General features: G+C 68.1%; 21 protein-coding genes. 13 read left to right on the top strand and 8 right to left on the bottom strand.

Annotated features, from left to right (window positions below; genetic code table 11):
- Positions 1 to 52: 52 nt before the first annotated feature.
- The 3 genes from hscA (at position 53) to iscX (ending at position 2,579) form a co-directional block, all read left to right on the top strand.
- Positions 53 to 1,921 (top strand): Fe-S protein assembly chaperone HscA, encoded by a 1,869-nt coding sequence (gene hscA / locus JYG37_RS12915; protein WP_050013002.1) that lies wholly within the window; start codon positions 53 to 55, stop codon positions 1,919 to 1,921.
- 87 nt (positions 1,922 to 2,008) lie between these two features.
- Positions 2,009 to 2,350, top strand: a complete 342-nt coding sequence (fdx, locus tag JYG37_RS12910; protein ID WP_006478392.1) for an ISC system 2Fe-2S type ferredoxin — start codon at positions 2,009 to 2,011, stop codon at positions 2,348 to 2,350.
- A 19-nt stretch (positions 2,351 to 2,369) separates the two neighbouring features.
- Complete coding sequence (gene iscX / locus JYG37_RS12905; RefSeq protein ID WP_006478393.1) at positions 2,370 to 2,579, top strand: Fe-S cluster assembly protein IscX; 210 nt, start codon at positions 2,370 to 2,372, stop codon at positions 2,577 to 2,579.
- Positions 2,580 to 2,732: 153 nt separating this feature from the next.
- Here the strand turns inward: iscX and JYG37_RS12900 are convergent, their stop codons facing one another.
- The 5 genes from JYG37_RS12900 to JYG37_RS12880 form a co-directional block, all read right to left on the bottom strand.
- A complete protein-coding gene (locus JYG37_RS12900; protein WP_124556715.1) occupies positions 2,733 to 3,461 on the bottom strand; it encodes a glycine zipper 2TM domain-containing protein in 729 nt (242 codons plus the stop codon).
- 347 nt (positions 3,462 to 3,808) lie between these two features.
- Positions 3,809 to 5,335: a lysine--tRNA ligase gene (lysS, locus tag JYG37_RS12895; protein WP_050013000.1), complete on the bottom strand. Its 1,527-nt coding sequence runs from the start codon at positions 5,333 to 5,335 to the stop codon at positions 3,809 to 3,811.
- Positions 5,336 to 5,408: 73 nt separating this feature from the next.
- A protein-coding gene (gene prfB / locus JYG37_RS12890) for a peptide chain release factor 2 (RefSeq protein WP_102961735.1) occupies positions 5,409 to 6,513 on the bottom strand; the annotation gives its coding sequence in 2 pieces (ribosomal slippage) (positions 5,409 to 6,431 and positions 6,433 to 6,513; 1,104 coding nt in all).
- Positions 6,514 to 6,661: 148 nt separating this feature from the next.
- Entirely contained in the window at positions 6,662 to 8,359 is a 1,698-nt protein-coding gene (gene recJ, locus JYG37_RS12885) for a single-stranded-DNA-specific exonuclease RecJ (RefSeq protein ID WP_050012999.1), read from the bottom strand.
- A 13-nt stretch (positions 8,360 to 8,372) separates the two neighbouring features.
- Positions 8,373 to 9,449 carry a regulator gene (locus JYG37_RS12880; protein WP_213345451.1) on the bottom strand — a complete coding sequence of 359 codons (1,077 nt, stop codon included), beginning with the start codon at positions 9,447 to 9,449 and terminating at the stop codon, positions 8,373 to 8,375.
- 150 nt (positions 9,450 to 9,599) lie between these two features.
- Here JYG37_RS12880 and JYG37_RS12875 point away from each other — a divergent pair, with 150 nt between their 5' ends.
- The 9 genes from JYG37_RS12875 (at position 9,600) to ftsB (ending at position 20,642) form a co-directional block, all read left to right on the top strand.
- Positions 9,600 to 10,853 (top strand): lipoprotein-releasing ABC transporter permease subunit, encoded by a 1,254-nt coding sequence (locus JYG37_RS12875; protein ID WP_006478398.1) that lies wholly within the window; start codon positions 9,600 to 9,602, stop codon positions 10,851 to 10,853.
- Between the two features lie 58 nt (positions 10,854 to 10,911).
- Positions 10,912 to 11,607, top strand: coding sequence for a lipoprotein-releasing ABC transporter ATP-binding protein LolD (gene lolD / locus JYG37_RS12870; protein WP_006482997.1), 696 nt, complete (start codon positions 10,912 to 10,914; stop codon positions 11,605 to 11,607).
- 66 nt (positions 11,608 to 11,673) lie between these two features.
- The gene (locus tag JYG37_RS12865; protein WP_213345450.1) at positions 11,674 to 12,462 is read left to right on the top strand and encodes a TatD family hydrolase; all 789 of its coding nucleotides are present in this window, start codon (positions 11,674 to 11,676) and stop codon (positions 12,460 to 12,462) included.
- Between the two features lie 55 nt (positions 12,463 to 12,517).
- On the top strand, positions 12,518 to 15,004 hold the full coding sequence (locus tag JYG37_RS12860; RefSeq protein WP_204383315.1) for a DNA internalization-related competence protein ComEC/Rec2: 2,487 nt from the start codon (positions 12,518 to 12,520) through the stop codon (positions 15,002 to 15,004).
- Positions 15,005 to 15,198: 194 nt separating this feature from the next.
- Entirely contained in the window at positions 15,199 to 16,044 is an 846-nt protein-coding gene (locus tag JYG37_RS12855) for an alpha/beta fold hydrolase (protein WP_050012995.1), read from the top strand.
- 191 nt (positions 16,045 to 16,235) lie between these two features.
- On the top strand, positions 16,236 to 17,894 hold the full coding sequence (pyrG, locus tag JYG37_RS12850) for a CTP synthase (RefSeq protein WP_050012994.1): 1,659 nt from the start codon (positions 16,236 to 16,238) through the stop codon (positions 17,892 to 17,894).
- Positions 17,891 to 18,745 (top strand): 3-deoxy-8-phosphooctulonate synthase, encoded by an 855-nt coding sequence (gene kdsA, locus JYG37_RS12845; RefSeq protein ID WP_176016030.1) that lies wholly within the window; start codon positions 17,891 to 17,893, stop codon positions 18,743 to 18,745. Before pyrG ends, kdsA begins: the two co-directional genes overlap by 4 nt.
- Positions 18,746 to 18,851: 106 nt before the next feature.
- A complete protein-coding gene (eno, locus tag JYG37_RS12840; protein WP_006478406.1) occupies positions 18,852 to 20,135 on the top strand; it encodes a phosphopyruvate hydratase in 1,284 nt (427 codons plus the stop codon).
- Positions 20,136 to 20,216: 81 nt separating this feature from the next.
- Positions 20,217 to 20,642 (top strand): cell division protein FtsB, encoded by a 426-nt coding sequence (ftsB, locus tag JYG37_RS12835; RefSeq protein ID WP_011549473.1) that lies wholly within the window; start codon positions 20,217 to 20,219, stop codon positions 20,640 to 20,642.
- Positions 20,643 to 20,731: 89 nt separating this feature from the next.
- On the opposite strand, the gene JYG37_RS12830 is transcribed toward ftsB, so the two are convergent.
- From JYG37_RS12830 to JYG37_RS12820, 3 genes are all read right to left on the bottom strand, one after another.
- Positions 20,732 to 21,094 carry a hypothetical protein gene (locus JYG37_RS12830; RefSeq protein WP_089488589.1) on the bottom strand — a complete coding sequence of 121 codons (363 nt, stop codon included), beginning with the start codon at positions 21,092 to 21,094 and terminating at the stop codon, positions 20,732 to 20,734.
- Between the two features lie 148 nt (positions 21,095 to 21,242).
- Entirely contained in the window at positions 21,243 to 22,193 is a 951-nt protein-coding gene (gene hslO / locus JYG37_RS12825) for an Hsp33 family molecular chaperone HslO (protein ID WP_050012991.1), read from the bottom strand.
- A gap of 25 nt (positions 22,194 to 22,218) precedes the next feature.
- Positions 22,219 to 22,743, bottom strand: a complete 525-nt coding sequence (locus tag JYG37_RS12820) for a gamma carbonic anhydrase family protein (RefSeq protein WP_089488588.1) — start codon at positions 22,741 to 22,743, stop codon at positions 22,219 to 22,221.
- Positions 22,744 to 22,885: 142 nt separating this feature from the next.
- Between JYG37_RS12820 and JYG37_RS12815 the strand changes: the two genes are divergently transcribed.
- A complete protein-coding gene (locus tag JYG37_RS12815) occupies positions 22,886 to 23,746 on the top strand; it encodes a ferritin-like domain-containing protein (protein ID WP_050012989.1) in 861 nt (286 codons plus the stop codon).
- Positions 23,747 to 23,919: the final 173 nt, after the last annotated feature.

The following is a 23,919-nucleotide window of genomic DNA, read 5'->3' as shown; positions in this document are numbered from 1 at the left end:
GCGTGCCTGGCGGCACGCGCAGCAAACGGGCCGAGCGCCCGAACGAACCAAGATGGCTTTACTGCAAATTTCCGAACCGGGCATGGCGCCGGCACCGCACCAGCGGCGACTCGCCGTCGGGATCGATCTCGGCACGACGAACTCGCTCGTCGCCGCCGTGCGCAACAGCGTGCCCGAAGTCCTGCCGGACGAAGCGGGCCGCGTGCTGCTGCCGTCGGTGGTCCGTTACCTCGAGAAGGGCGGCCGCCGCATCGGCCACGAAGCGAAGGCGCAGGCCGCGACCGATCCGCGCAACACGATCGTGTCGGTCAAGCGCTTCATGGGCCGCGGCAAGGCCGAGGTCGAAGGCGCGGCGAACGCGCCGTACGAATTCGTCGACGCGCCGGGCATGGTGCAGATCCGCACGATCGACGGCGTGAAGAGCCCGGTCGAAGTGTCGGCCGAGATTCTCGCGACACTGCGTTATCGCGCCGAGGATTCGCTCGGCGACGATCTGGTCGGCGCGGTGATCACTGTGCCCGCGTACTTCGACGACGCACAGCGCCAGGCGACCAAGGATGCCGCGCGCCTCGCGGGCCTCAACGTGCTGCGCCTGCTGAACGAACCGACCGCCGCGGCGATCGCCTATGGTCTCGACAACGCGGCCGAAGGCCTTTATGCGGTGTACGACCTCGGCGGCGGCACGTTCGACCTGTCGATCCTGAAGCTGACGAAGGGCGTGTTCGAGGTGCTGGCCGCGGGCGGCGATTCCGCGCTCGGCGGCGACGATTTCGACCACGCGCTGTTCGGTCACGTGCTCGCGCAGGCCGGTATCGACGCGAAGACGCTCGCGCCCGAGGACGTGCGCCTGCTGCTCGATCGCGTGCGCGTGCTGAAGGAAGCGCTGTCGTCGGCGCCTGAAGCGGCGCTCGACGTGACGCTGTCGAGCGGCGCGCACCTCGTGCAGACGATTTCGCACGACACGTTCGCGTCGCTCGTCGAGCCGCTCGTGCAGCGCACGCTCACGCCGACCCGCAAGGCGCTGCGCGATGCGCAGGTCACGCCGGCCGACATCAAGGGCGTCGTGCTCGTCGGCGGCGCGACGCGCATGCCGGTGATCCGCGACGCGGTCGCGAAGTATTTCGGCCAGCCGCCGCTCGTGAACCTCGATCCGGACCAGGTCGTCGCGCTCGGCGCGGCGATCCAGGCCGATCTGCTCGCGGGCAACCGCGGCACCGGCGACGACTGGCTGCTGCTCGACGTGATTCCGCTGTCGCTCGGTGTCGAGACGATGGGCGGTCTCGTCGAGAAGATCATTCCGCGCAACTCGACGATTCCGATCGCGCGTGCGCAGGAATTCACGACCTTCAAGGACGGCCAGACTGCGATGGCGATCCACGTCGTGCAGGGCGAGCGCGAGCTCGTCGCCGACTGCCGGTCGCTCGCGCGCTTCGAGCTGCGCGGCATTCCGCCGATGACGGCGGGCGCGGCCCGCATTCGCGTGACCTATCAGGTCGACGCGGACGGCCTCCTGTCGGTGTTCGCCCGCGAGCAGTTGTCGGGCGTCGAGGCGTCGGTCGTCGTGAAGCCGTCGTACGGCCTCGCCGACGACGACATCGCGAAGATGCTGGAAGACAGCTTCAAGACCGCCGAAATCGACATGCGCGCCCGTGCGCTGCGCGAAGCGCAGGTCGAGGCCGAGCGGATGCTCGAGGCGACGCAGGCCGCGCTGGCGGCCGACGGCGAATTGCTCGAGGCCGACGAGCGCGCGCAGGTCGACGCGCTGACCGCGGCGTTGCGCGCGGTCGCGCAGGGCGACGATACGAACGCGATCGAAGCGGCGACCAAGGCGCTGGCCGACGGTACCGACGAATTCGCGGCGCGCCGGATGGACAAGAGCATCAAGCGCGCGCTGTCGGGCCGCCGGCTCGACGAGATCTGAACCCACGAACCGCGCATCGGCCGGCAACGGCCCGCGCGACGATGAACGTGCGGCGCGCGGCGCCGCACCCTGACTGACGGAACGAACATGCCTCAACTGGTGGTGCTGCCTCACGTCGAACTGTGCCCGGACGGTGCGGTGATCGACGCGACGCCCGGCAAGAGTATCTGCGACAACCTGCTCGATCACGGGATCGAGATCGAGCATGCATGCGAGAAGTCGTGCGCATGCACGACGTGCCACGTGGTGATCCGCGAAGGCTTCAACGATCTGACGCCGTCCGAGGAGGACGAGGATGATCTGCTGGACAAGGCGTGGGGCCTCGAGCCGACGTCGCGCCTGTCGTGCCAGGCGATCGTGAAGGAAGATTCGGACCTGGTGGTCGAGATCCCGAAGTACTCGATCAACCACGCGAAGGAAAATCACTGACAGGAACCGGAGGCAGGCGATGAAATGGACCGATTCGCGTGAAATAGCCATTGCGCTGGCGGACAAGCACCCGGACATCGACCCGCAGCGGATCAACTTCGTCGACCTGCGCCAGTGGGTGCTCGAGCTCGACGGCTTCGACGACGATCCGACGCACTCGGGCGAGAAGATCCTCGAGGCGATCCAGGCACACTGGATCGACGAATCGGATTTCGACGACGAGGACTGACGGACCCGACCGGTCATGGCGTGCGCTGCAACGGTGCACGCCGCGCCAATGAAAAACGGCTCGTGAGCATTTGCTCGCGAGCCGTTTTCGTTTTGGGCGCGCTGCCCGCGCACGTTGCGCGGGCAGGGGACGCCTGCGATTACGCGATCAGCTTTAAGCGCCGACCAGCGTGCCGTTCTCGATCCGCACGCGCTGGCCCTGGCCGAACGGCGGCGGGTTGTGGTACGTGAACGTGCGCGTCGCGCCGCTTTCCATCTGCACTTGCACCTGATAGTCGGTTTCCGCGCGAACCTGCTTCTCGACCTGGTTGCCGGCGAGCCCGCCGCCCAGCGCGCCGATGATCGTCATCGCGGTGCGGCCGTTGCCGTGGCCGAACTGGTTGCCGAGCAGGCCACCGGCCGCCGCGCCGCCCACGGCGCCGATCCCCGAGCTCTGACCCGGCGTGCGCGTCTGCGTGATCGCGACGACCGTACCGCAACTCTGGCAGTAGGCTTGCGCGGGCGCCGACGGCTGCTGCGCGTATTGCGGCGGCTGCGGTGCGGTCGTGTGACGGCGGTGCGGCGCGGCCGGGCGCGGCGCGGGCTTCGGCTCGGCCTGCGCGACGGCGGCCTTCTGCTGCGCGGCGGCCTGTTCCGCTGCCTGCCGCTGCGCTTGCGCGGCCAGCGCGGCGCTGGCGGCCGCGGCCGTATCGACGGCCGGCTGCGATGCGATCAGCGCGGCCTGGGTCTGGCCGTTCTGTTCGTTGCTGCTGGTGGCTTTCGGGAAGACGCCCGTGATCGCTGCCGTCGCCGCGAGGCTGGCGACGATGACGGCGCCCGCTGCAGTGGCGATCAGCGGGTGGAGGCGTTGCTTTTGCGGCGTGGTCTGATTCTGGTTGTCCATTTTGTTCTCCAAGGTCGATCCGGATCGGCGCGCTGCGCCGGAGCAGGATCCCACGCTCGGGAGCGAGCAGACTCGGCGTTCCGGCGCCTCGTTCTGGTCCCGTGGTCATGCGTGGTGACGCAACAGGAGTGTCGTCCACGGCCCAGCGGCGCGCCGTATCAAGGTGTAACGAATTGCAGCGGGGCATTCACGGCCGTTTCCGGGAAAACCCGGAGAAGCGCGTCGCGACGAGGGAATAAAACGGGGGAGGATCGAAGGCCGGCGGACGCCGGCTGGCGGGATTTACGCGTCGTTACAAAGCCGACGCGTGCGCGCCACGGGACGCGGCGCACACGCGGTGGTGGGCGTCAGTCTTCGCGGCGCAGGTGCGGGAACAGCAGCACGTCGCGGATCGTCGGGCTGTCGGTCAGCAGCATCACCAGACGGTCGATACCGATCCCGCAACCGCCGGTCGGCGGCATCCCGTATTCGAGCGCGCGGATGTAGTCGGCGTCGAAGAACATCGCTTCCTCGTCGCCCGCATCCTTCTGCTCGACCTGCTTCTTGAAGCGCGCGGCCTGGTCTTCCGGATCGTTCAGCTCCGAGAAGCCGTTCGCGATTTCGCGGCCGGTCATGAACAACTCGAAACGCTCGGTGATGCCCGGCACCGTATCCGATGCGCGTGCGAGCGGCGACACCTCGACCGGGTAGTCGATGATGTAGGTCGGCTCCCACAGCTGCGATTCCGCGGTTTCCTCGAACAGCGCGAGCTGCAGCGCGCCGATGCCTGCGTTCAGGAACGCCGGCTGCGACACGTCGACGCCGAGGCGCTTCAGTTCGGTGCGCAGGAACGCGTCGTCCGACAGCTGGCCGTCGGTGTAGTCCGGTGCGTACTTCTGGATCGCCTGCGTGATCGTCAGGCGATGGAACGGCTTCGCGAGGTCGAGCTCGCGGCCCTGGTACTGGATCGTCGCGGTGCCGAGCGCATCGATCGCCGCCTGGCGGATCAACTGCTCGGTGAAGTCCATCAGCCAGCGGTAGTCGGTGTACGCGGCGTAGAACTCCATCATCGTGAATTCCGGGTTGTGACGCGGCGACACGCCTTCGTTCCGGAAGTTACGGTTGATCTCGAACACGCGCTCGAAGCCGCCCACGATCAGGCGCTTCAGGTACAGCTCCGGCGCGATGCGCAGGAACATCTGCATGTCGAGCGCATTGTGATGCGTGACGAACGGCTTCGCGGCCGCGCCGCCCGGGATCGGGTGCAGCATCGGCGTCTCGACTTCCATGAACTCGGCGTTGTCCATGAACTTGCGGATCGACGCGATCGTCTTCGTGCGGGCGCGGAACGTGTCACGCGTTTCCGGCGTGACGATCAGGTCGACGTAGCGCTGGCGGTAGCGCATTTCCTGGTCGGACAGGCCGTGGAACTTGTCCGGCAGCGGACGCAGCGCCTTCGACAGCAGGCGCAGCTCCTTGCACTGGACCGACAACTCGCCCTTGTTGGTGCGGAACAGCACGCCGCGCGCGGCGACGATGTCGCCGAGGTCCCACTTCTTGAACGCGTCGTAGGTGTCGGCGCCGACGTCGTTCGGCGTCACGAAGAACTGGATCTGGCCCGACCCGTCCTGCACCGTCGCGAAGCTCGCCTTGCCCATCACGCGCTTGAGCATCATGCGGCCGGCGACCGACACCTCGACCGGGTTTGCTTCGAGCGCGGCCTTGTCCGAATCGGCGAATTTGGCCTGCAGGTCGGCTGCGTGGTGCTCGGGGCGGAAATCGTTCGGATAGGCGACGCCTTGCTCGCGCAACGCGCGCAGCTTCTCGCGGCGCTCGGCGATGATCTGGTTGTCGTCCGCCGTGACGGCGGGCTGCGTTTGGGTCGGTTCGGTCATGATGGTCGGAATTCGGAGTGGGGTGCGGCAACGCAAACGGGAAGGGCGGCGCGGGCCGGCCGCGCCGCGGCGCTTACACGCCCTGTTTGAGGCTCGCGCTGATGAAGTCGTCGAGGTCGCCGTCGAGCACCGCCCGCGTGTTGCTCATTTCGACGTTCGTGCGCAGGTCCTTCACGCGGCTCTGGTCGAGCACGTACGAGCGGATCTGGTGGCCCCAGCCCACATCGGTCTTGCTCGATTCGAGCTTGTCCTGCTCGGCCTGGCGCTTGCGCATTTCGACTTCGTACAGGCGCGACTTCAGCATCGCCATCGCTTCGGCGCGGTTGCGGTGCTGCGAGCGGTCGTTCTGGCACTGCACGACGATGCCGGTCGGCATGTGCGTGATCCGTACCGCGGAGTCGGTCTTGTTGATGTGCTGACCGCCCGCGCCCGACGCGCGGTACGTGTCGATGCGCAGGTCGGCCGGGTTGATCTCGACTTCGATCGAATCGTCGATTTCCGGATAGACGAACACCGACGAGAACGACGTATGGCGACCGCCCGACGAGTCGAACGGCGACTTGCGCACGAGACGGTGGATGCCCGTTTCGGTGCGCAGGAAGCCGTATGCGTATTCGCCCGTGACCTTGACCGTCGCGTTCTTGATGCCGGCGACGTCGCCGTCGGACTCTTCGAGCACCTCGGCCTTGAAGCCCTTGCGTTCGCAGTAGCGCAGGTACTGGCGCAGCAGCATCGACGCCCAGTCGCATGCCTCGGTGCCGCCGGCGCCGGCCTGGATGTCGATGAAGCAGTTGTTCGGATCGGCCGGGTTCGAGAACATCCGGCGGAACTCGATGTCGCCGACGCGCGCCTCGAGCTTCGCGGCGTCGTCTTCGGACGCGAGAAGGGTGTCCTCGTCGCCTTCCTCGCGCGCCAGCTCGAACAGGTCGAGCGCATCGCGCAGGTCGCTATCGAGCGCGGTGAGCGTCGTGACGACGCCTTCGAGCAGCTTTTTCTCGCGACCGAGCGCCTGGGCGTTCTTCGAGTCGTTCCAGACGTTCGGGTCTTCGAGTTCCTTGTTGACTTCGGTCAGACGCGCAGCTTTGGCGTCGTAGTCAAAGATACCCCCGAAGCTCGCCCGCGCGGTTGCGCAGGTCGAGCAGGGAGCTTTCGATCGCGTTGAGACGTTCCGCTTCCATGATCGTTCGCTATTCTTGCTTCGTAAAAAAGCGGAATTATAGCCGATCGGCGGGCTTGCCCGGTGACGCAAACGGTGCCAGCACGCGTGTTGACGGCCCATCCGGCGCGGCGCGCGCGCGGCGGCGCGTCGCGGGCCGGGTGCGATGCTCAGCCGGCCGCGTGTTCGACGATCAGCTGGACGCGCGTGACGCCGTTCCACGTATCGGCGACGAGCCGGTACGCGACCAGCGCACTCGCCGGCAGCGGCTCGGTGTGGTTGAACCAGATCGCGTTGAAGCGCTGGCGGCCGCGCGCCAGCTGCAGCTTCAGGTGCTTTTCCTTCACGAGCGACTGCGACACGACGTCGAATTCGCCCGAGAAAAGCGGGGCCGGAAACCCTTGCCCCCACACGGCCTCGTCGAGCAGGCCGACGAACTGCGGCGTGAAGTACGCGTCCTCGAGCTCGCCGTCGGTCTCGATCACGCGGGCGAGTGCGTCGTCGGACAGCCATTCGCGCGCGACGGCCTCGAACGCGGCCGCGAAGCGCGGCACGTTGTCGGTGTCGAGCGTGAGGCCGGCCGCCATCGCGTGGCCGCCGAACGCGACGATCAGGTCCGGTTCGCGTTTCGACACGAGGTCGAGCGCGTCGCGCAGATGGAAGCCGGCGATCGACCGGCCCGATCCCTTGACCCGTTTGCCTTCGTCGTCGGCGTGCGCGAACGTGAACGACGGGCGGTGGAACTTTTCCTTGAGCCGGCCGGCGACGATGCCGATCACGCCCTGGTGCCACTCGGGATTGAACAGCGTGATCGTGCACGCGTCGGCCGGATCGACGTCGGCGAGATCGGCGAGCGCCTGCTGCTGCATGCCGGCTTCGATTTCGCGGCGTTCGCGGTTCATCACGTCGAGTTGCTGCGCGAGATCCCACGCGCGGCCGATGTCGTCGGTGATCAGGCATTCGATGCCGAGCGACATGTCGGATAGCCGCCCGGCCGCGTTCAGGCGCGGGCCGAGGCCGAAGCCGAGGTCGAAGCCCGACGCGGTGCGCGCTTCGCGCGCGGCGGCGCGGAACAGCGCGGCGATGCCCGGCTGCATGCGGCCGTTGCGGATGCGCTGCAGCCCCTGCGCGACGAGCACGCGGTTGTTGCCGTCGAGCCGTACGACGTCGGCGACGGTGCCGAGCGCGACGAGGTCGAGCAGGCCGTCGAGCCGCGGCTCGGCTTCCTTGCTCGCGAACGCGCCGCGGCGACGCAGCTCGGCGCGCAGCGCGAGCAACACGTAGAACATCACGCCGACGCCGGCGAGGTGCTTGCTCGGAAACGCGCAGCCGGGCTGGTTCGGGTTGACGATCGCGCGCGCGGCGGGAAGCGCGTCGCCGGGCAGGTGGTGGTCGGTCACGAGCACGTCGATGCCGCGCGCGTTCGCGGCTTCGACGCCGGCGACGCTCGCGATCCCGTTGTCGACGGTGATCAGCAGGTCGGGCTTGCGCGCAGCCGCGAGCTCGACGATCTCGGGCGTGAGGCCGTAGCCGTATTCGAAGCGGTTCGGCACCAGGTAGTCGATCTGCGCGCCGAACATCCGCAGGCCGCGCACCGCGACCGCGCAGGCGGTCGCGCCGTCGCAGTCGTAGTCGGCGACGACGAGCAGGCGCCGCTGGTCGGCGATCGCGTCGGCGAGCAGCACCGCCGCATCGGCGCAGCCTTTCAGCTCGGTGGGCGGAACGAGGCGCGCGAGCGCGGTCTCGATGTCGACGGGCGACTGCACGCCGCGCGACGCGTACAGGCGCGCGAGGACGGGGTGCAGTCCGTGGCGCGCGAGCGCTTCGGCGTCGGCGGGCGCGACGGGGCGGGTAACGATCCGGGTCATTCGGGTTGGCTTGTTATTCGAACAGGGAGGCAAGCGCGCGGCGGCGCCAGAACTTGCGCAGGTCGCCGCGCGTCGCGTGCAGCGTCACGGAGCCCGTGTCGCCGCACAGCGTGACGTCGACGCTCGCCAGCTCGCCGTTCCGCAGCGCGGCGAGCGCGGGCGCGAACCAGTCGCGCTCCAGCGCGGCGAGGCCGTCGTGCCAGCGCGCCCAGTCCTGCTCGATGAACGGCGTGGTCAGCGTCGGCAGCTCGACGAGCGTCGCGCCATCGGCGGCGGGCAGCGCGCCGAACGTCGCGGGCAGGCCGTCGGCTTCGGCGTGCGCGGCGCGTGCGAGGCCGAGCGCGGCCGGCGACGCGGACAGCACGCGCGCGAACGGCTTGCCGACCGGCTTCAGCGTGCCCTGCGCATGGAACCAGACCGAATTGACGGCGGGCAGCCCACGCGCCTCGCGGGCTTCGTTCACCGGGTGCTGGAACCACGCCATCTGCACTTCGTTCTGCAGTTTCATCCACATCCGCGAGCGCTCGCCCGTATGCGCCTCGTGCGGCAGCCAGATCTCGATGTTGCGGCCGCTGGCGCGCAGCGGCGCGGCGCCGGCAAGGCGCGCGAGCTGGTCGCTCGACAGGTACCAGCGCGCCGGGTTCGGCGCTTCGAGCCGCACGCCGAGCTCCTCGATCAGCGGCCGCGCGGCCGCGCGCAGCGCGGCCGCGTCGCCGTCGTCGAGCGCCAGCGAAGCCGGATCGACGAGTACCAGGTGATCGTGCGCGATTTCGACGTGCACGGGCTCGACGCACGCCCATGCCTGGGTGCCGGGATCGCCGCCGTCGGCCAGCAGCATGTAGGGCGCGAGCGGCGCCTCGTCGGCGGCGTTGCCCTGCGTGGCGCCGAAGCGGCTTGCCAGCCAGCGCTCGTGCGGCAGCGTGCGCTGGAAGTCCTCGCCGGCCACACGCTCGACGAGAGTCGCGCGGGCGAGCAACTTTTGGAGCGCGGGGCTGTCCAGCGTGTGCAGGGACGAGGCCGCGTCGGCCGCCGACGGCAGCGCGAACGGAACGAGAAAATGGAGGCGTCGGTCGTGCATGATGGTGCGCATTGTATGGCAAACTGCGCGCGTGATCGGGCCGGCTGACGGCCCGTTCGCGTCCGGCGGCCGTTTTTTCGACCGTGCCCGGGCTGCCGGCCGCCACCCGGCGGCGGTCCGGCCGCGGCGTGCCTCCCGCCGTAACCAGCAGAAAGGATTCGCTTGAAACTTCCGTACGAATGGCAGATCGGCTGGCGCTACACGCGCGCCGGCAAACGCACGACCGGCAACGGCTTCATTTCCTTCATCGCGCTCGTATCGATGCTCGGGATCGCGCTCGGCGTCGCGGCGCTGATCGTCGTGCTGTCGGTGATGAACGGCTTCCAGAAGGAAGTACGCGACCGCATGCTGTCGGTGCTCGCGCACGTCGAGGTGTTCTCGCCGACGGGATCGATGCCCGACTGGCAACTGACCGCGCAGGAAGCGCGCCGCAATCCGTCAGTGATCGGCGCCGCGCCGTACGTCGACGCGCAGGCGCTGCTCACGCGCCAGGACGCGGTGAGCGGCGTGATGCTGCGCGGCGTCGAGCCGTCGCTCGAGCCGCAGGTGTCCGACATCGGCAAGGACATGAAGGCCGGGCAGCTCGGCGCGCTCGTGCCGGGCCAGTTCGGCATCGTGCTCGGCGACGCGCTCGCCGGCAATCTCGGCGTGACGGTCGGCGACAAGGTCACGCTCGTCGCGCCCGAAGGCTCGATCACGCCGGCCGGCATGATGCCGCGCCTGAAGCAGTTCACCGTGGTCGGCGTGTTCGAATCGGGCCACTACGAATACGACAGCACGCTCGCGATGATCAACATCCGCGACGCCGAGGCGCTGTTCCGGATGAACGCGCCGACCGGCGTGCGGCTGCGGCTCACCGACATGCAGAAGGCGCCGCAGGTCGCGGTCGAGCTGTCGCATACGCTGTCGGGCAGCCTGTACATCCGCGACTGGACCCAGCAGAACAAGACGTGGTTCTCGGCCGTGCAGATCGAGAAGCGGATGATGTTCATCATCCTCACGCTGATCATCGCGGTGGCCGCGTTCAACCTCGTGTCGTCGCTCGTGATGACGGTGACCAACAAGCAGGCCGACATCGCGATCCTGCGCACGCTCGGCGCGCAGCCGGGGTCGATCATGAAGATCTTCGTCGTGCAGGGCGTGACGATCGGCTTCGTCGGCACCGCGTCCGGCGTCGCGCTCGGCTGCCTGATCGCGTGGAGCATCCCGTGGCTGATCCCGATGATCGAGCACCTGTTCGGCGTGCAGTTCCTGCCGCCGTCGGTGTACTTCATCAGCGAGCTGCCGTCCGAACTGGTCGCGAGCGACGTGATCCGGATCGGGCTGATCGCATTCGCGCTGTCGGCCGTCGCGACGCTCTATCCAAGCTGGCGCGGCGCGAAGGTGAAGCCGGCGGAGGCGCTCCGCTATGAATGACCGCGCGGCCGCATTCGCGGATTCACGACAACAACACAACAGACAGGATTCGGCAGGTATGCAGGAATACGTGCTTCAGGCGCGCGGGATCACGAAGGCGTTTGTGCAGGGCGGCTTCAACGTGCAGGTGCTCAACAACACCGAGCTGACGGTGCGGCGGGGCGAGAAGCTCGCGGTCGTCGGCGCGTCGGGCTCCGGCAAGAGCACGCTGCTGCACGTGCTGGGCGGGCTCGACGAACCGAGCGCCGGCGAAGTGTCGCTGCTCGGCAAGCCGTTTACGCAACTCGCCGAGCGCGAGCGCAACGAGCTGCGCAACCGCGCGCTCGGCTTCGTCTACCAGTTCCACCACCTGCTGCCCGAGTTTACGGCGCTCGACAACGTCGCGATGCCGCTGCGCATCCGCCGGATGACGACCGAGGACGCGCGCGCGCAGGCACAGGCGATGCTCGAACGCGTCGGTCTCGGCCCGCGTGCGAAGCACCGGCCGGGCGAACTGTCGGGCGGCGAACGGCAGCGCGTCGCGATCGCGCGCGCGCTGGTCACGAAGCCCGCGTGCGTGCTCGCCGACGAGCCGACCGGCAACCTCGACGGCACGACGGCCGACACGGTGTTCAACCTGATGCTCGAACTGTCCGAGACGCTCGAAACGAGTTTCGTGATTGTTACGCACGACCCCGATCTCGCCGCGCGCTGCGACCGCATCATGCGGCTGCGCGACGGGGTGCTGCACGAGGAGCCGGCGCTGCCGGTGTAAAAAAGCCACGCCGTTGGCCGGCCGCCGGTTCGTCGCGGCACGGCGCAACGGCGCAGGACCGCTGACATGTGGATCGACACGCACTGCCATCTCGATGCCGCCGAGTTCGACGCCGACCGCGACGCGGTCGCGCAGGTTGCGCGCGCGGCCGGCGTGTCGCGCATCGTGATCCCGAGCATCAGGCGCGACAACTTCACGACGGTGCGCGAACTCGCGCAGCGCACGCCGGGCGCGGCCTATGCGCTCGGCATCCATCCGATGTATACGCCGCAGGCGCGCGACGCCGATCTCGACAGGCTGCGCATGGAGATCGAGGCGAGCCTCGACGATCCGCGTTTCGTCGCGATCGGCGAGATCGGGCTCGACTATTTCGTGCCGGGGCTCGACGAAGACCGGCAGCAGTTCTTCTACCAGGGCCAGCTCCAGTTGGCGCGGGAATTCGACCTGCCGGTGCTGTGCCACGTGCGCAAGTCGCAGGACCGCGTGCTGGCCGGGCTGCGCCGTTTCGGCGTGCGGCGCGGCATCGCGCATGCGTTCAACGGCAGTTTTCAGCAGGCCGAAGCGTATCTGGCGCAGGGGCTGCATCTCGGCTTCGGCGGCAACGTGACCTTCACGCGCGCGCGACAGATCCGCCGGCTCGCCACCGAGTTGCCGCTCGACGCGCTCGTCGTCGAAACCGACGCGCCCGACATCGCGCCCGAATGGGCATACAAATCCCGCAACACGCCCGACCAGGTGCCGCGCATCGGCGGCGTGCTCGCCGAATTGCGCGGGCTGGATACTGGCGAACTGGCCGTATGCACTTCGGCTAACGCGCTCGCCGCGCTGCCGCGACTCGCCCTTTCGTCCGCATAATCGTTGCCGGAAGGCGCCGCATTGGCAGGGGGCGCCGGGTCGACGAGGAGGCGGAATGCGCGTGGGGTGGATCGCGTTCGCACTCGGCGTCGTCGTGCTGCAGCGGCAGGCGGCGTTGCCCGGGGCGATCGCATGGACGATCGGAGCAGCCGTGCTCGCGGGCTGCGCGGCGCTGGGCGCATGGTGCGTGCGTCGACGGCGCACGCGCGCGGTCCTGGTATGTGGATGGATGCTGTGCGCGGTCGCGACCTGCGTCGCGGGGTTCGGCTATGCGGCCGCGCGCGCCGAATGGCGGCTGCGCGACAGCCTGCCTGTCGAATGGGAAGGGCGCGACATCGTCGTCACGGGCGTGATCCGTGGGTTGCCCGTTGTTGACGAAACAGGCGCGCGGCTGCTGTTGGCGGTCGAGTCGAACGATGCGGGGCTCACCCGTTTCCCGCCATTGATCCGGCTGTCGTGGCGCGCGTATGGCGCATCCGCGACACGCGAAACGCTGCCCGATTTGCGTGCGGCCCAGCGCTGGCGTTTCGTCGTGCGTCTCAAGCGTCCGCACACCGAGGCCAATCCCGGCGTGCGCGACAGCGAGGCGGCGTGGCTGGCCGCCGGCATTCGTGCGATCGGCTATGTCAGTGCGCCGCGTCGAGCAGTATTGCTCGATGCGCGCGCATCGGGATGGCGCGCATCGATCGACCGGGTGCGCGACACACTGCGCGCACGCATCGGCGCGGTGCTCGGTGCCGATGCGGCGCACCGCGGCATCGTCGCGGCGCTGGCGATCGGCGACCAGTCGGGCATTGGCGACGACGACTGGCGCGTCCTGCGCAACACGGGCACGAGCCACCTGGTCGCGATTTCCGGTCTCCATGTCGGGCTGGTCGGCGCGATCGCCGGCTGGCTCGTGTCGATGGTGTGGCGCCGCGTGCGCTGGCGCACGCGGGCCGCGACGCTCGTGTTGCCGGCGCCGTACGCGGCCGCGCTTGCCGCGCTGGTTGCTGCCGCGGGCTACGCCGCGCTCGCCGGCTTCAACGTGCCGGCACAGCGCGCGTGGTGGATGATCGCGGGCGGCGGCGTCGCGTATCTGGCCGGCCGCAGCGTGCCGACGTCCGCGGTGCTGTGCGCGGCGCTCGGCGGCGTGCTGCTCGCCGATCCGTGGGCCGTACTGTCGGCCGGATTCTGGCTGTCGTTCGGCGCGGTCGCCGTGATCCTGCTGGCCGTCGCCGGCTGGCGCGCGGTGCGCGAGCTCGACGATGTGGATGAAGCGGGCGCGGAAAGCCGCACGGCCGGCTTGCGGAGGAGGTTGCGCGGGTGGGCGACGCGCTGCCGGCGCCGCATCGCCGAGGCGACGCGCGTGCAGTACGCGGTGACGATCGGTCTCGCGCCGCTCACCGCCGCCTGGTTCGCGCAGGTCTCCCTGTCGGGTCCGTTCGGCAATGCGTTCGCGATTCCGTGGGTCAGCTCGGTCGTGACGCCGGTCGTGCTGGCCGGCATCGCGTTGCCGTCGCCGCTCGATGCGGCGGCCTTTCGGCTTGCGCATGCGGCGCTCGCGCCGATGATGACGCTGCTCGGTCATCTGGCGGACTGGCCGGCCGGCGTGTTCTGGCTGCGCATGCCCGACTGGCCGGTGCTGGCACTCGCCTGCGTGGGTGTCGCGTGGGCGCTGATGCCGCGCGGCTGGCCGTTGCGCTGGGCGGCGCCGCTGACGTGGCTGCCGCTCGTCGCGCCGGCGCCCGATGCGCCGCCGCCGGGCGGCTTTCGGCTGACCGTGCTCGACGTCGGGCAAGGCGCGGCGGTGCTGGTCGAAACCGCGCGCCGGACGTTGCTGTTCGATGCGGGGCCGGGCGCGGAGTCGTCCCACGCCGGTACGCGGATCGTCGCGCCGGCGTTGCGCGCGCGCGGCATCGCGACGATCGACTCGCTCGTGCTCAGTCATGCGGATGCCGATCATGCGGGCGGCGCGCCGGCCGTCTATGCGGCCGCCGACGTGCGCCAGCTGCTGGCCGGTATTGCGCCGCGCCACCGGCTGTGGCGCGATGCGCAGGCGGCCGGCGTGGCCGATCGGCTGCCATGCGCGGCGGGGCAGCGGTGGACCTGGGACGGTGTCGTCTTCACGATGCTGTGGCCACCCGGCGGGGTGGGCACGGGTTCGTCGAACGGACAATCGTGCGTGCTGCGCATCGATGCGGGCGGCACGTCGGCACTGCTGACGGGCGACATCGAGGCCGCCGCCGAGCGCCGGCTGGTGGCCGATGCGCGCGACGCGCTGGCCGCGCAGATCCTGGTCGTTCCGCACCACGGCAGCCGTACGTCGTCGATCGAGCCTTTCCTCGATTCGGTCGGGCCGCGCGTCGCGGCTTTTCCTGTAGGCTATCGCAATCGCTTCGGGCATCCGCACCGGACGGTCCTCGCCCGCTACGAGGCGCGCGGGATTCCGCTGCCGCGCACCGATCGCGACGGCGCCGTGCGGTTCGACGTCGCGCCGGCCGGCGGGTTCGCATGTGCGCGCTATCGCGACGAACAGCGCCGGTACTGGATGGACCGGTGAGCGCGGCGAAGGCTGGTGTATCGGACGGAAAATCCGGGGCCGGCGTACCGTGCCGAAGCACGGTTCCGACATACATAAATATGAAGGATGGGGCTGGCGTAAGCGCTGAAGCGCTAACTCCCGCCGACCGCGAAGCATGGGACGAGAGTAAGCGCTAAAGCGCTAACTCTCGTCGACAAAGGAGACATCGTCGTTTGAAGGACATCCTCCACTTCTCGCATGCGAATGGCTTTCCGGCGTCGACGTACCGGACGATCTTCGCCGAACTGGCCGACGACTACGAGCTGCGCTACATCGAACGGATCGGCCACGATCGCCGCTACCCGGTGACGCGCGACTGGCCGCATCTCGTCGAACAACTGCTCGACGATATCGGCAGCCGCTACGAGCGCCCGGTCTGGCTCGTCGGCCATTCGCTCGGCGGCTACCTGTCGCTGATGGCCGCGTTGAAGAAGCCGCAGTGGGTGCGCGGCGTCGTGATGATCGATTCGCCGATCATCGCGGGCTGGCGCGCCGGCGCGCTGCGCGCGAGCCAGTGGGCGGGGCTCGACGAGCGGCTGTCGCCGGCCGCGGCGACGCGCAACCGGCGCACGCGCTGGATGAGCCGCGACGAAGTGTGGCGGCACTTCCGCGAGAAGCCCGCGTTCGCGCGCTGGGACGAGCGGATGCTCGCCGACTATATCGACCACGGCATCCCGCAGGCCGGCGCCGACGGCGAGCGCGCGCTGGCGTTCGACCGGCAGGTCGAATACCTGATCTACCGGACGCTGCCGCACACGCTCGGCCCGCGGCTCGCGCACGGCGCGCCGGTGCCGCTCGGCTTCCTCGCCGGCACGCGCTCGCGCGAGGTGCGGCAGGTCGGGCTCGATGCGACGCGCCGCGCGACGCGCGGGCGCATCGAATGGCTTGAGGGGAGCCACCTGTTCCCGATGGAACGGCCGATCGAGACTGCTCGCGCATTGCAGCGGATGCTGAATTCGCTGAAGACGGAGGAGGGCGGCGTTTCGCAGGCCGGCGCGCCGCTCGCGAAGCGTGCCTGACGTTTCGCCGGGCGGCCGGAATGCCCGCCGGCGCATGCGCGGCGCGCCGACCGGCCGGCCGGTTCGCGCCGGCGCGCGCGATCGGCGCGGGTCCGCGCGGGCCGGCACGAAAGGGCGCGATCATCACCGCCAATTGCTGAGAGAAGGGCGGGCTTTACGGTATAATCCGTTTTTCCCGCGAGCATCCAGCGATGACCAAATATGTTTTCGTCACCGGCGGCGTAGTTTCTTCCCTCGGCAAGGGTATTGCCGCCGCCTCTCTCGCCGCGATCCTCGAATCGCGCGGTCTGAAAGTCACCCTCCTCAAACTCGATCCCTACATCAACGTCGACCCCGGCACGATGAGCCCGTTCCAGCACGGCGAAGTGTTCGTGACGGAAGACGGAGCGGAGACCGACCTCGACCTCGGCCACTATGAGCGCTTCATCAGCACGAAGATGCGCAAGGCCAACAACTTCACGACCGGCCAGATCTACGAATCGGTGATCCGCAAGGAACGCCGCGGCGACTATCTCGGCAAGACCGTGCAGGTCATTCCGCACATCACGAACGAAATCCAGGCGTTCATCGAGCGCGGGGCGGCATCGGCCACCTGCGGCGAGCCGGACGTCGCGATCGTCGAGATCGGCGGCACGGTCGGCGACATCGAGTCGCTGCCGTTCCTCGAGGCCGCACGCCAGATGAGCCTGCGCCTCGGTCGCAACAGCGCGTGCTTCGTGCACCTGACGCTCGTACCGTACGTCGCGACGGCCGGCGAGCTGAAGACGAAGCCGACCCAGCACAGCGTGCAGAAGCTGCGCGAGATCGGCATCCTGCCGCACGTGCTGCTGTGCCGTGCGGATCGCCGCATCCCCGACGACGAATCGAAGAAGATCTCGATGTTCTCGAACGTGCCGGAAGACGCGGTGATCTCGGTGTGGGACGCCGACAGCATCTACAAGATTCCGCAGATGCTGCACGACCAGGGCCTCGACCGGATCATCTGCGAGGAACTGAAGCTGTCGCCGAAGGACGCCGACCTGAGCATGTGGTCGGCGCTCGTCGAGAAGCTGGAGCATCCGAAGCACGAAGTGACGATCGGCATGGTCGGCAAGTATGTCGATCTGACCGAGTCGTACAAGTCGCTGATCGAAGCGCTGCGTCACGCGTCGATCCACACGTCGACCAAGGTCAACATCGAGTACATCGACTCGGAAGAGCTCGAGGCGAACGGTGTCGACAGCCTGAAGCATCTCGACGCCGTGCTGGTGCCGGGCGGTTTCGGCCGTCGCGGCACGGAAGGCAAGATCGCCGCGGTTCGCTATGCGCGCGAGTCGAAGGTGCCGTATCTCGGCATCTGCCTCGGCATGCAGCTCGCGGTGATCGAATTCGCGCGCGACGTCGTCGGCCTGAAGCAGGCGAACAGCACGGAATTCGATCCGGACACGCCGGAGCGCGTGGTCGCGCTGATCACCGAATGGTACGACCGCGAAGGCAAGGTCGAGACGCGCACCGAGGAATCCGACCTCGGCGGCACGATGCGCCTGGGTTCGCAGCGCTGCCCGATCAAGCCGGGCACGATGGCGGAAGAAATCTACGGCAAGGACGTGAACGAGCGCCATCGCCACCGTTATGAAGTCAATAACCGCTTCGTGCCCCAGCTCGAAGCCGGCGGCCTTATCATCAGCGCCCGTACCCCGAGCGAGGATCTGCCGGAAATGATGGAACTGCCGCGTTCGATGCACCCGTGGTTCGTCGGCGTCCAGTTCCACCCGGAATTCACGTCCACGCCGCGTGACGGTCATCCGCTGTTCAAGTCGTTCGTCGAAGCCGCGCTCGCCAACAAGCAAGCGCGCGGAGTGCAAGCATGAAGCTGTGCGATTTCGAGGTCGGTCTCGACCAGCCTTTCTTCCTGATCGCGGGTACCTGCGTCGTCGAATCGGAGCAAATGACGATCGACACGGCCGGTCGCCTGAAGGAGATCTGCGAGAAGCTGAACGTCCCGTTCATCTACAAGTCGTCCTACGACAAGGCGAACCGCAGTTCGGGCAAGTCGTTTCGCGGCCTCGGAATGGACGAGGGCCTGCGGATCCTCGGCGAGGTGAAGCGTCAGCTCGGCCTGCCGGTGCTGACCGACGTGCATTCGATCGACGAGATCGAGCAGGTCGCGTCGGTCGTCGACGTGCTGCAGACGCCGGCGTTCCTGTGCCGTCAGACCGATTTCATCCATGCGTGCGCGCGCTCGGGCAAGCCCGTCAACATCAAGAAGGGCCAGTTCCTCGCGCCGCACGACATGACGAACGTGATCGACAAGGCGCGCGACGCGGCGCGTGAAGCCGGTCTGTCGGAAGACCGCTTCATGGCGTGCGAGCGCGGCGTCTCGTTCGGCTACAACAATCTCGTGTCGGACATGCGTTCGCTCGCGATCATGCGCGAGACGAACGCGCCGGTCGTGTTCGATGCGACCCACTCGGTGCAGTTGCCGGGCGGGCAGGGCACGAGCTCGGGCGGCCAGCGCGAATTCGTGCCGGTGCTCGCCCGTGCGGCGGTCGCGACGGGCGTCGCGGGCCTCTTCATGGAAACGCATCCGAATCCGGCCGAGGCGAAGTCGGACGGCCCGAACGCGGTGCCGCTGAACCGCATGGGCGCGTTGCTGGAGACCCTCGTCACGCTCGACCAGGCGGTGAAGCGCAATCCGCTCCTGGAAAACGATTTCAATTAAAGATCGAATGAACCTTGCGACGGCTTCGCGCGTCTGTAGCGAAAGCGGTTCCGGCGCGCACGCCGTTGCAGTTTGAAGAATCCATCGTCATTCTCAGAGGAAACCCATGAGTGCAATCGTAGATATCATCGGCCGCGAGATTCTGGATTCGCGCGGCAACCCCACCGTCGAATGCGACGTGCTGCTCGAATCGGGCACGATGGGCCGCGCGGCGGTGCCGTCGGGCGCGTCCACCGGCTCGCGTGAAGCGATCGAACTGCGCGACGGCGAAGCCGGCCGCTACAACGGCAAGGGCGTGCTGAAGGCGGTCGAGCACATCAACACCGAAATCTCCGAAGCCATCATGGGCCTCGACGCGTCGGAACAGGCGTTCCTCGACAAGACGCTGCTCGAGCTGGACGGCACCGACAACAAGTCGCGCCTCGGCGCGAACGCGATGCTGGCCGTGTCGATGGCCGTCGCGAAGGCCGCCGCCGAAGAGGCCGGCCTGCCGCTGTACCGCTATTTCGGCGGCTCGGGTGCGATGCAACTGCCGGTGCCGATGATGAACATCGTCAACGGCGGCGCGCACGCGAACAACAGCCTGGACATCCAGGAATTCATGATCGTCCCGGTCAGCCAGCCGACGTTCCGTGAAGCGCTGCGTTGCGGCGCGGAAGTGTTCCACGCGCTGAAGAAAATCCTGAGCGACCGCGGCATGAGCACGGCGGTCGGCGACGAAGGCGGCTTCGCACCGAACTTCGGCAGCAACGACGAGTGCCTGTCGACGATCCTGCAGGCGATCGAGAAGGCCGGCTACCGTGCGGGCGAAGACGTGCTGCTCGCGCTCGACTGCGCGGCATCCGAGTTCTACCACGACGGCAAGTACCAGCTCGCGGGCGAAGGCCTGCAACTGTCGTCGGCCGAATTCACCGACTACCTCGCGACGCTCGCCGACAAGTTCCCGATCGTGTCGATCGAGGACGGCATGCACGAAAGCGACTGGGACGGCTGGAAGCTGCTGACCGATCGCCTCGGCAAGAAGGTGCAACTGGTCGGCGACGACCTGTTCGTCACGAACACGCGCATCCTGAAGGAAGGCATCGAGAAGGGCATCGCGAACTCGATCCTCATCAAGATCAACCAGATTGGTACGCTGACCGAAACGTTCGCGGCGATCGAAATGGCGAAGCGCGCGGGTTACACGGCCGTGATCTCGCACCGCTCGGGCGAAACGGAAGATTCGACGATCGCGGACATCGCGGTCGGCCTGAACGCCGGTCAGATCAAGACGGGTTCGCTGTCGCGCAGCGATCGCATCTCGAAGTACAACCAGCTGCTGCGTATCGAGGAAGATCTCGGCGACATCGCGAGCTACCCGGGCAAATCGGCTTTCTATAACCTGCGCTAACGCGCTACTATCGGGTTCGTCATCTCGACGCCGCTCTGTGCCTGTGCGCGGAGCGGCGCTTCTTATATCTGCGTCTCTTACATGCGGCTTGTCACTGTCGTCCTGATTGCCTTGCTGGCGCTCATTCAGTACCCCCTATGGTGGGGACACGGCGGCTGGCTGCGGGTGCACGAATTGCGTCAGCAACTCGACGACCAGCTGCAGAAGAACGCGGACGAGAAGCTGCGCAACGAGCGCACCGCCGGCGAAGTGCAGGATCTGCAGAGCGGCACCGCGGCGATCGAGGAGCGTGCGCGCTACGAGATGGGCATGGTGAAGGATGGCGAAGTATTCGTGCAGTTCGTGTCGCCGAATGCACCTGCAGGACCGGTGAACACCACGCCGTCGAATACGTCGACGCGCGGCGCCGTGTCCGCGGCGCCGGTGCGGGTCGTGCCGAATCCGCAGTCGATCGCGAAGCCGTCGCGGCATCACGGCGGCGACAAGGGCAAGCCGGCGCATCACTGAGCGCGGTACGTCGAATCCATTGAAAAAGCGCGGGAAATGCCGCGCTTTTTTATTTCCTGCCGGTCGTCAATCGATCGGGCGACGCCCGTTCACCACCACCAGCCGGGGTAGCCGTAACCGACGCCCGTGCCCCAGCGATTGCCCCATCCGCCGTAGTAGCCGCCGTAGACCGTCACCGGCGGCGGCGAGTAATAGGCCCACGCGCGCGCGGCCGCTTCGGCCGCCATCGCGCTGTTCTGCTCGCGCAACACCTGCCGGTCGATCTCGTCGTAGCGCTTGCGTTCGGCGCTCGACAGCACGGGCGGCTGGCCGCCTGACGCACCCGGTTCCGGCAGGCGGCTCAGGATCGTGGCAGTCGGCGGCGGCATCGCGCAGCCGGCAAGCGCGAGCGTGCCGGCGGCCATGCTCGTCAGGACGACGGTGCGGACGGTGCAAAAGGGGCGGCGATTCATGTGTTTCTCCTGCGGCGCGCCGACCGTGGAAAGCGGCTGGCGCCGAAGGCCGTGCCTCCGGCGCTCGAACCGCGCGTGCGGCGCTCGTGCGTCATTATGCGCCCGCGCCGTGCCGCTGGTGGGCACGGGCATGCGGCTCACGCGCGACTCAGTGACGCTGGTCGGTCGCGGGTGCGATGCCGGTTTCGACACCGGGCGCCGCGAACAGTTGCGCGACGTCGACCGGATCGAATTCGTAGCGCTGGTTGCAGAACTCGCAGTGGATCTCGACATGGCCACGCTCGACGATCACGCTGTCGACTTCCTCACGACCGAGCATGCGCAGCATCGCACCGACCTTCTCGCGCGAGCACGAACACTGGAAGCGCGTGCCGGCCGGTTCGAAGTGCTGCACGTTTTCCTGCCAGAACAGCCGGCGGAACACCACTTCCGGTTCGACCTCGAGCAGCTCCTTCGCGGACAGCGTGGCGCCGAGCGTGCACACGCGCTCCCACGTGTCGATATCGGTTTCGGCGTTGCGCGGCACGATGCCGCCGTCGCCCGGCAGCTTCTGCAGCAGCATCCCGACCGCGCGGTCGCGATCGGCCGCGAGCCACAACCGGGTGTCGAGCTGCTCCGAATGATGCATGTAGTGCTCGAGCACCTGCGACACCGATTCGAGCGGGCCGTCGACGCCGTTCAGCGGCACGATGCCCTGGTACGGCTGCTGGCCCGGCAGCTTGTCGGCCGGGTCGAGCGTGATCACGCAGCGGCCGTGGCCGCTCGCGTTGACGAGCGACGCGAAGCGCGTGTCGTCGCCGATCGTCTGCGCGGCGTCGCCGGCGAACTTCGCGGTGGCCCGCATCGACAGGTCGGACCCGCACTGGACGACCAGCATCTGGACCGGCCCGTCGCCGAAGATCTGCATGATCAGGGTGCCGTGAAATTTCAGGTTCGCGGACAGCAGCGCGCACGCGGCCATCATCTCGCCGAGCACCGTGCGCACGGGGGCGGGGTAGTCGCGGCGGGCGAGTACTTCCTGCCACGTGTTGCGCAGCGAAACGATCTCGCCGCGCACGGGCGCCGCATTGAACATGAATTTCTGTAACTGGTCGCTCACTCTTCTTCCTTGAAATCCGTGCGGATCACCCGATCCGCACGAGTTGCTCCTTGAAATGCGCGCGTCGCTCGACATACGTCTTCGCGTTCGCGCGCAGCCGCGCGACGTCTTCGGCCGACAGCTCGCGCACGACTTTCGCCGGTGCGCCGAGAATCAGCGAGTTGTCCGGGAACGTCTTGCCTTCCGTCACGACCGCGCCGGCACCGACCAGACAGTTGCGGCCGATGATCGCTCCATTCAAGACCACCGCCTGAATTCCGATCAGCGAACCTTCGCCGATCGTGCAGCCGTGCAGCATCGCCTGGTGCCCGATCGTCACGTTGTCGGCGATCGTCAGCGGAAAGCCCGGGTCGGTATGCAGGACCGCGCCTTCCTGGACGTTGCTGCCGGCGCCGACCGTAATCGTCTCGTTGTCGCCGCGAATCGTCGCGCCGAACCACACGCTCGCGTTTTCCTCGAGCACGACCTTGCCGATGATGGCTGCCGTATCGGCGACGAATACGCTTTCGTGGATCGTCGGGGCCGTATCGCCCAGCTTGTAGATCGTCACGGGGTCTCCTTGTCTCTTCGATGATGGGCGCCGGTAGAATGGCGCGTCCGGTTTGCTCGGCGCCTGGCGCCGCGGAACAAACGCATATTGTAAACCGTCGCGTGCCTGTGCTCCCGCATGCGTACGCAAGGTGTCCCCGTTTATGAGCATCGTGTCTTCTTCTTTCGGCCCGGCGCCCGCCTGTGTGCGCAGCGTGGCGCTCGACGCGCTGCGTATTGCCGAGCCGGCGGCCAAGGCCGCGCAGGTGCGCGTGCTGCACGATGCGCTGCGGGCCGGGCAGGCCGCGATCGCGCCGGCGCTTGAACTGCGCGAACCGGCCGGTCTGCCCGGGCGCCCGGCACGGCCGCCGCTCGTCGAGCCGCGCGAACTGCAGCGGCGCAGCATGCGGTCGCCGGAAGGGCGTGCCGTGCTGTTGCACGCGCTTGCCCATATCGAATTCAATGCGATCAACCTGGCGCTTGACGCGGTCTGGCGCTTCGCGGGCCTGCCGGACGCGTTCTACGCGGACTGGCTGAAGGTCGCGGCCGAGGAGGCCTATCACTTCACGCTGCTGTCCGACCGGCTCGCCGACGGATTCGGGCATGCGTACGGCGACTTTCCCGCGCACAACGGGCTGTGGGAGATGTGCGAGCGGACCAGGGACGACGTGCTCGCGCGCATGGCGCTCGTGCCGCGGACGCTCGAGGCCCGCGGGCTCGACGCGTCGCCGCCGATCCGCGCGCGGCTCGTGCAGGCGGGCGACGATGCGTCGGCCGCGATCCTCGACGTGATCCTGCGCGACGAAATCGGCCATGTCGCGATCGGCAACCGCTGGTTCCGTCATCTGTGCGACGCGGCCGGGCGCGATCCCGTGCCGACCTATCGGCAGCTCGCCGAGCAGTACCACGCACCGCGACTGCGCGGCCCGTTCAATTTCGATGCGCGGCGCGATGCCGGCTTCGACCAGGCCGAACTCGACGAACTGGCCGCGCAGGACGCGGCGGACGGACGCCCCGCGCATTAGCCGGATCGCGTTCGGCCGCGTCCGGACGGCCGCCGGCCGGCTCGCGCACCGGATCGATGCCATCTGCCGGCCGGCGCCGGAACGACCTCGCCGCTAGAGCGGTACCTCGATCGCGGGCCGCCGGAGCCGGGGCGCCGCTATAATCGAACGACCATTCTTTTTTTGAGCGGCTG

This window comes from Burkholderia sp. LAS2 (assembly GCF_018417615.1).
Lineage (GTDB): Bacteria > Pseudomonadota > Gammaproteobacteria > Burkholderiales > Burkholderiaceae > Burkholderia > Burkholderia sola.
The sequence above is the reverse complement of the archived record's forward strand: the minus strand, read 5'-3'. Positions and strand labels throughout refer to the sequence as shown.

Bases quoted from the DNA above. Each gene is read 5' to 3' on its own strand.
- lysS (WP_050013000.1), bottom strand. From the start codon at position 5,335: ATGACCGAACCGACCCAAACGCAGCCCGCCGTCACGGCGGACGACAAC.
- JYG37_RS12815 (WP_050012989.1), top strand. From the start codon at position 22,886: ATGAGCATCGTGTCTTCTTCTTTCGGCCCGGCGCCCGCCTGTGTGCGC.
- JYG37_RS12865 (WP_213345450.1), top strand. From the start codon at position 11,674: ATGTGGATCGACACGCACTGCCATCTCGATGCCGCCGAGTTCGACGCC.
- lolD (WP_006482997.1), top strand. From the start codon at position 10,912: ATGCAGGAATACGTGCTTCAGGCGCGCGGGATCACGAAGGCGTTTGTG.
- recJ (WP_050012999.1), bottom strand. From the start codon at position 8,359: ATGACCCGGATCGTTACCCGCCCCGTCGCGCCCGCCGACGCCGAAGCG.
- pyrG (WP_050012994.1), top strand. From the start codon at position 16,236: ATGACCAAATATGTTTTCGTCACCGGCGGCGTAGTTTCTTCCCTCGGC.
- JYG37_RS12880 (WP_213345451.1), bottom strand. From the start codon at position 9,449: ATGCGCACCATCATGCACGACCGACGCCTCCATTTTCTCGTTCCGTTC.
- JYG37_RS12830 (WP_089488589.1), bottom strand. From the start codon at position 21,094: ATGAATCGCCGCCCCTTTTGCACCGTCCGCACCGTCGTCCTGACGAGC.
- kdsA (WP_176016030.1), top strand. From the start codon at position 17,891: ATGAAGCTGTGCGATTTCGAGGTCGGTCTCGACCAGCCTTTCTTCCTG.
- JYG37_RS12860 (WP_204383315.1), top strand. From the start codon at position 12,518: ATGCGCGTGGGGTGGATCGCGTTCGCACTCGGCGTCGTCGTGCTGCAG.
- iscX (WP_006478393.1), top strand. From the start codon at position 2,370: ATGAAATGGACCGATTCGCGTGAAATAGCCATTGCGCTGGCGGACAAG.
- eno (WP_006478406.1), top strand. From the start codon at position 18,852: ATGAGTGCAATCGTAGATATCATCGGCCGCGAGATTCTGGATTCGCGC.
- ftsB (WP_011549473.1), top strand. From the start codon at position 20,217: ATGCGGCTTGTCACTGTCGTCCTGATTGCCTTGCTGGCGCTCATTCAG.
- JYG37_RS12900 (WP_124556715.1), bottom strand. From the start codon at position 3,461: ATGGACAACCAGAATCAGACCACGCCGCAAAAGCAACGCCTCCACCCG.
- hscA (WP_050013002.1), top strand. From the start codon at position 53: ATGGCTTTACTGCAAATTTCCGAACCGGGCATGGCGCCGGCACCGCAC.
- fdx (WP_006478392.1), top strand. From the start codon at position 2,009: ATGCCTCAACTGGTGGTGCTGCCTCACGTCGAACTGTGCCCGGACGGT.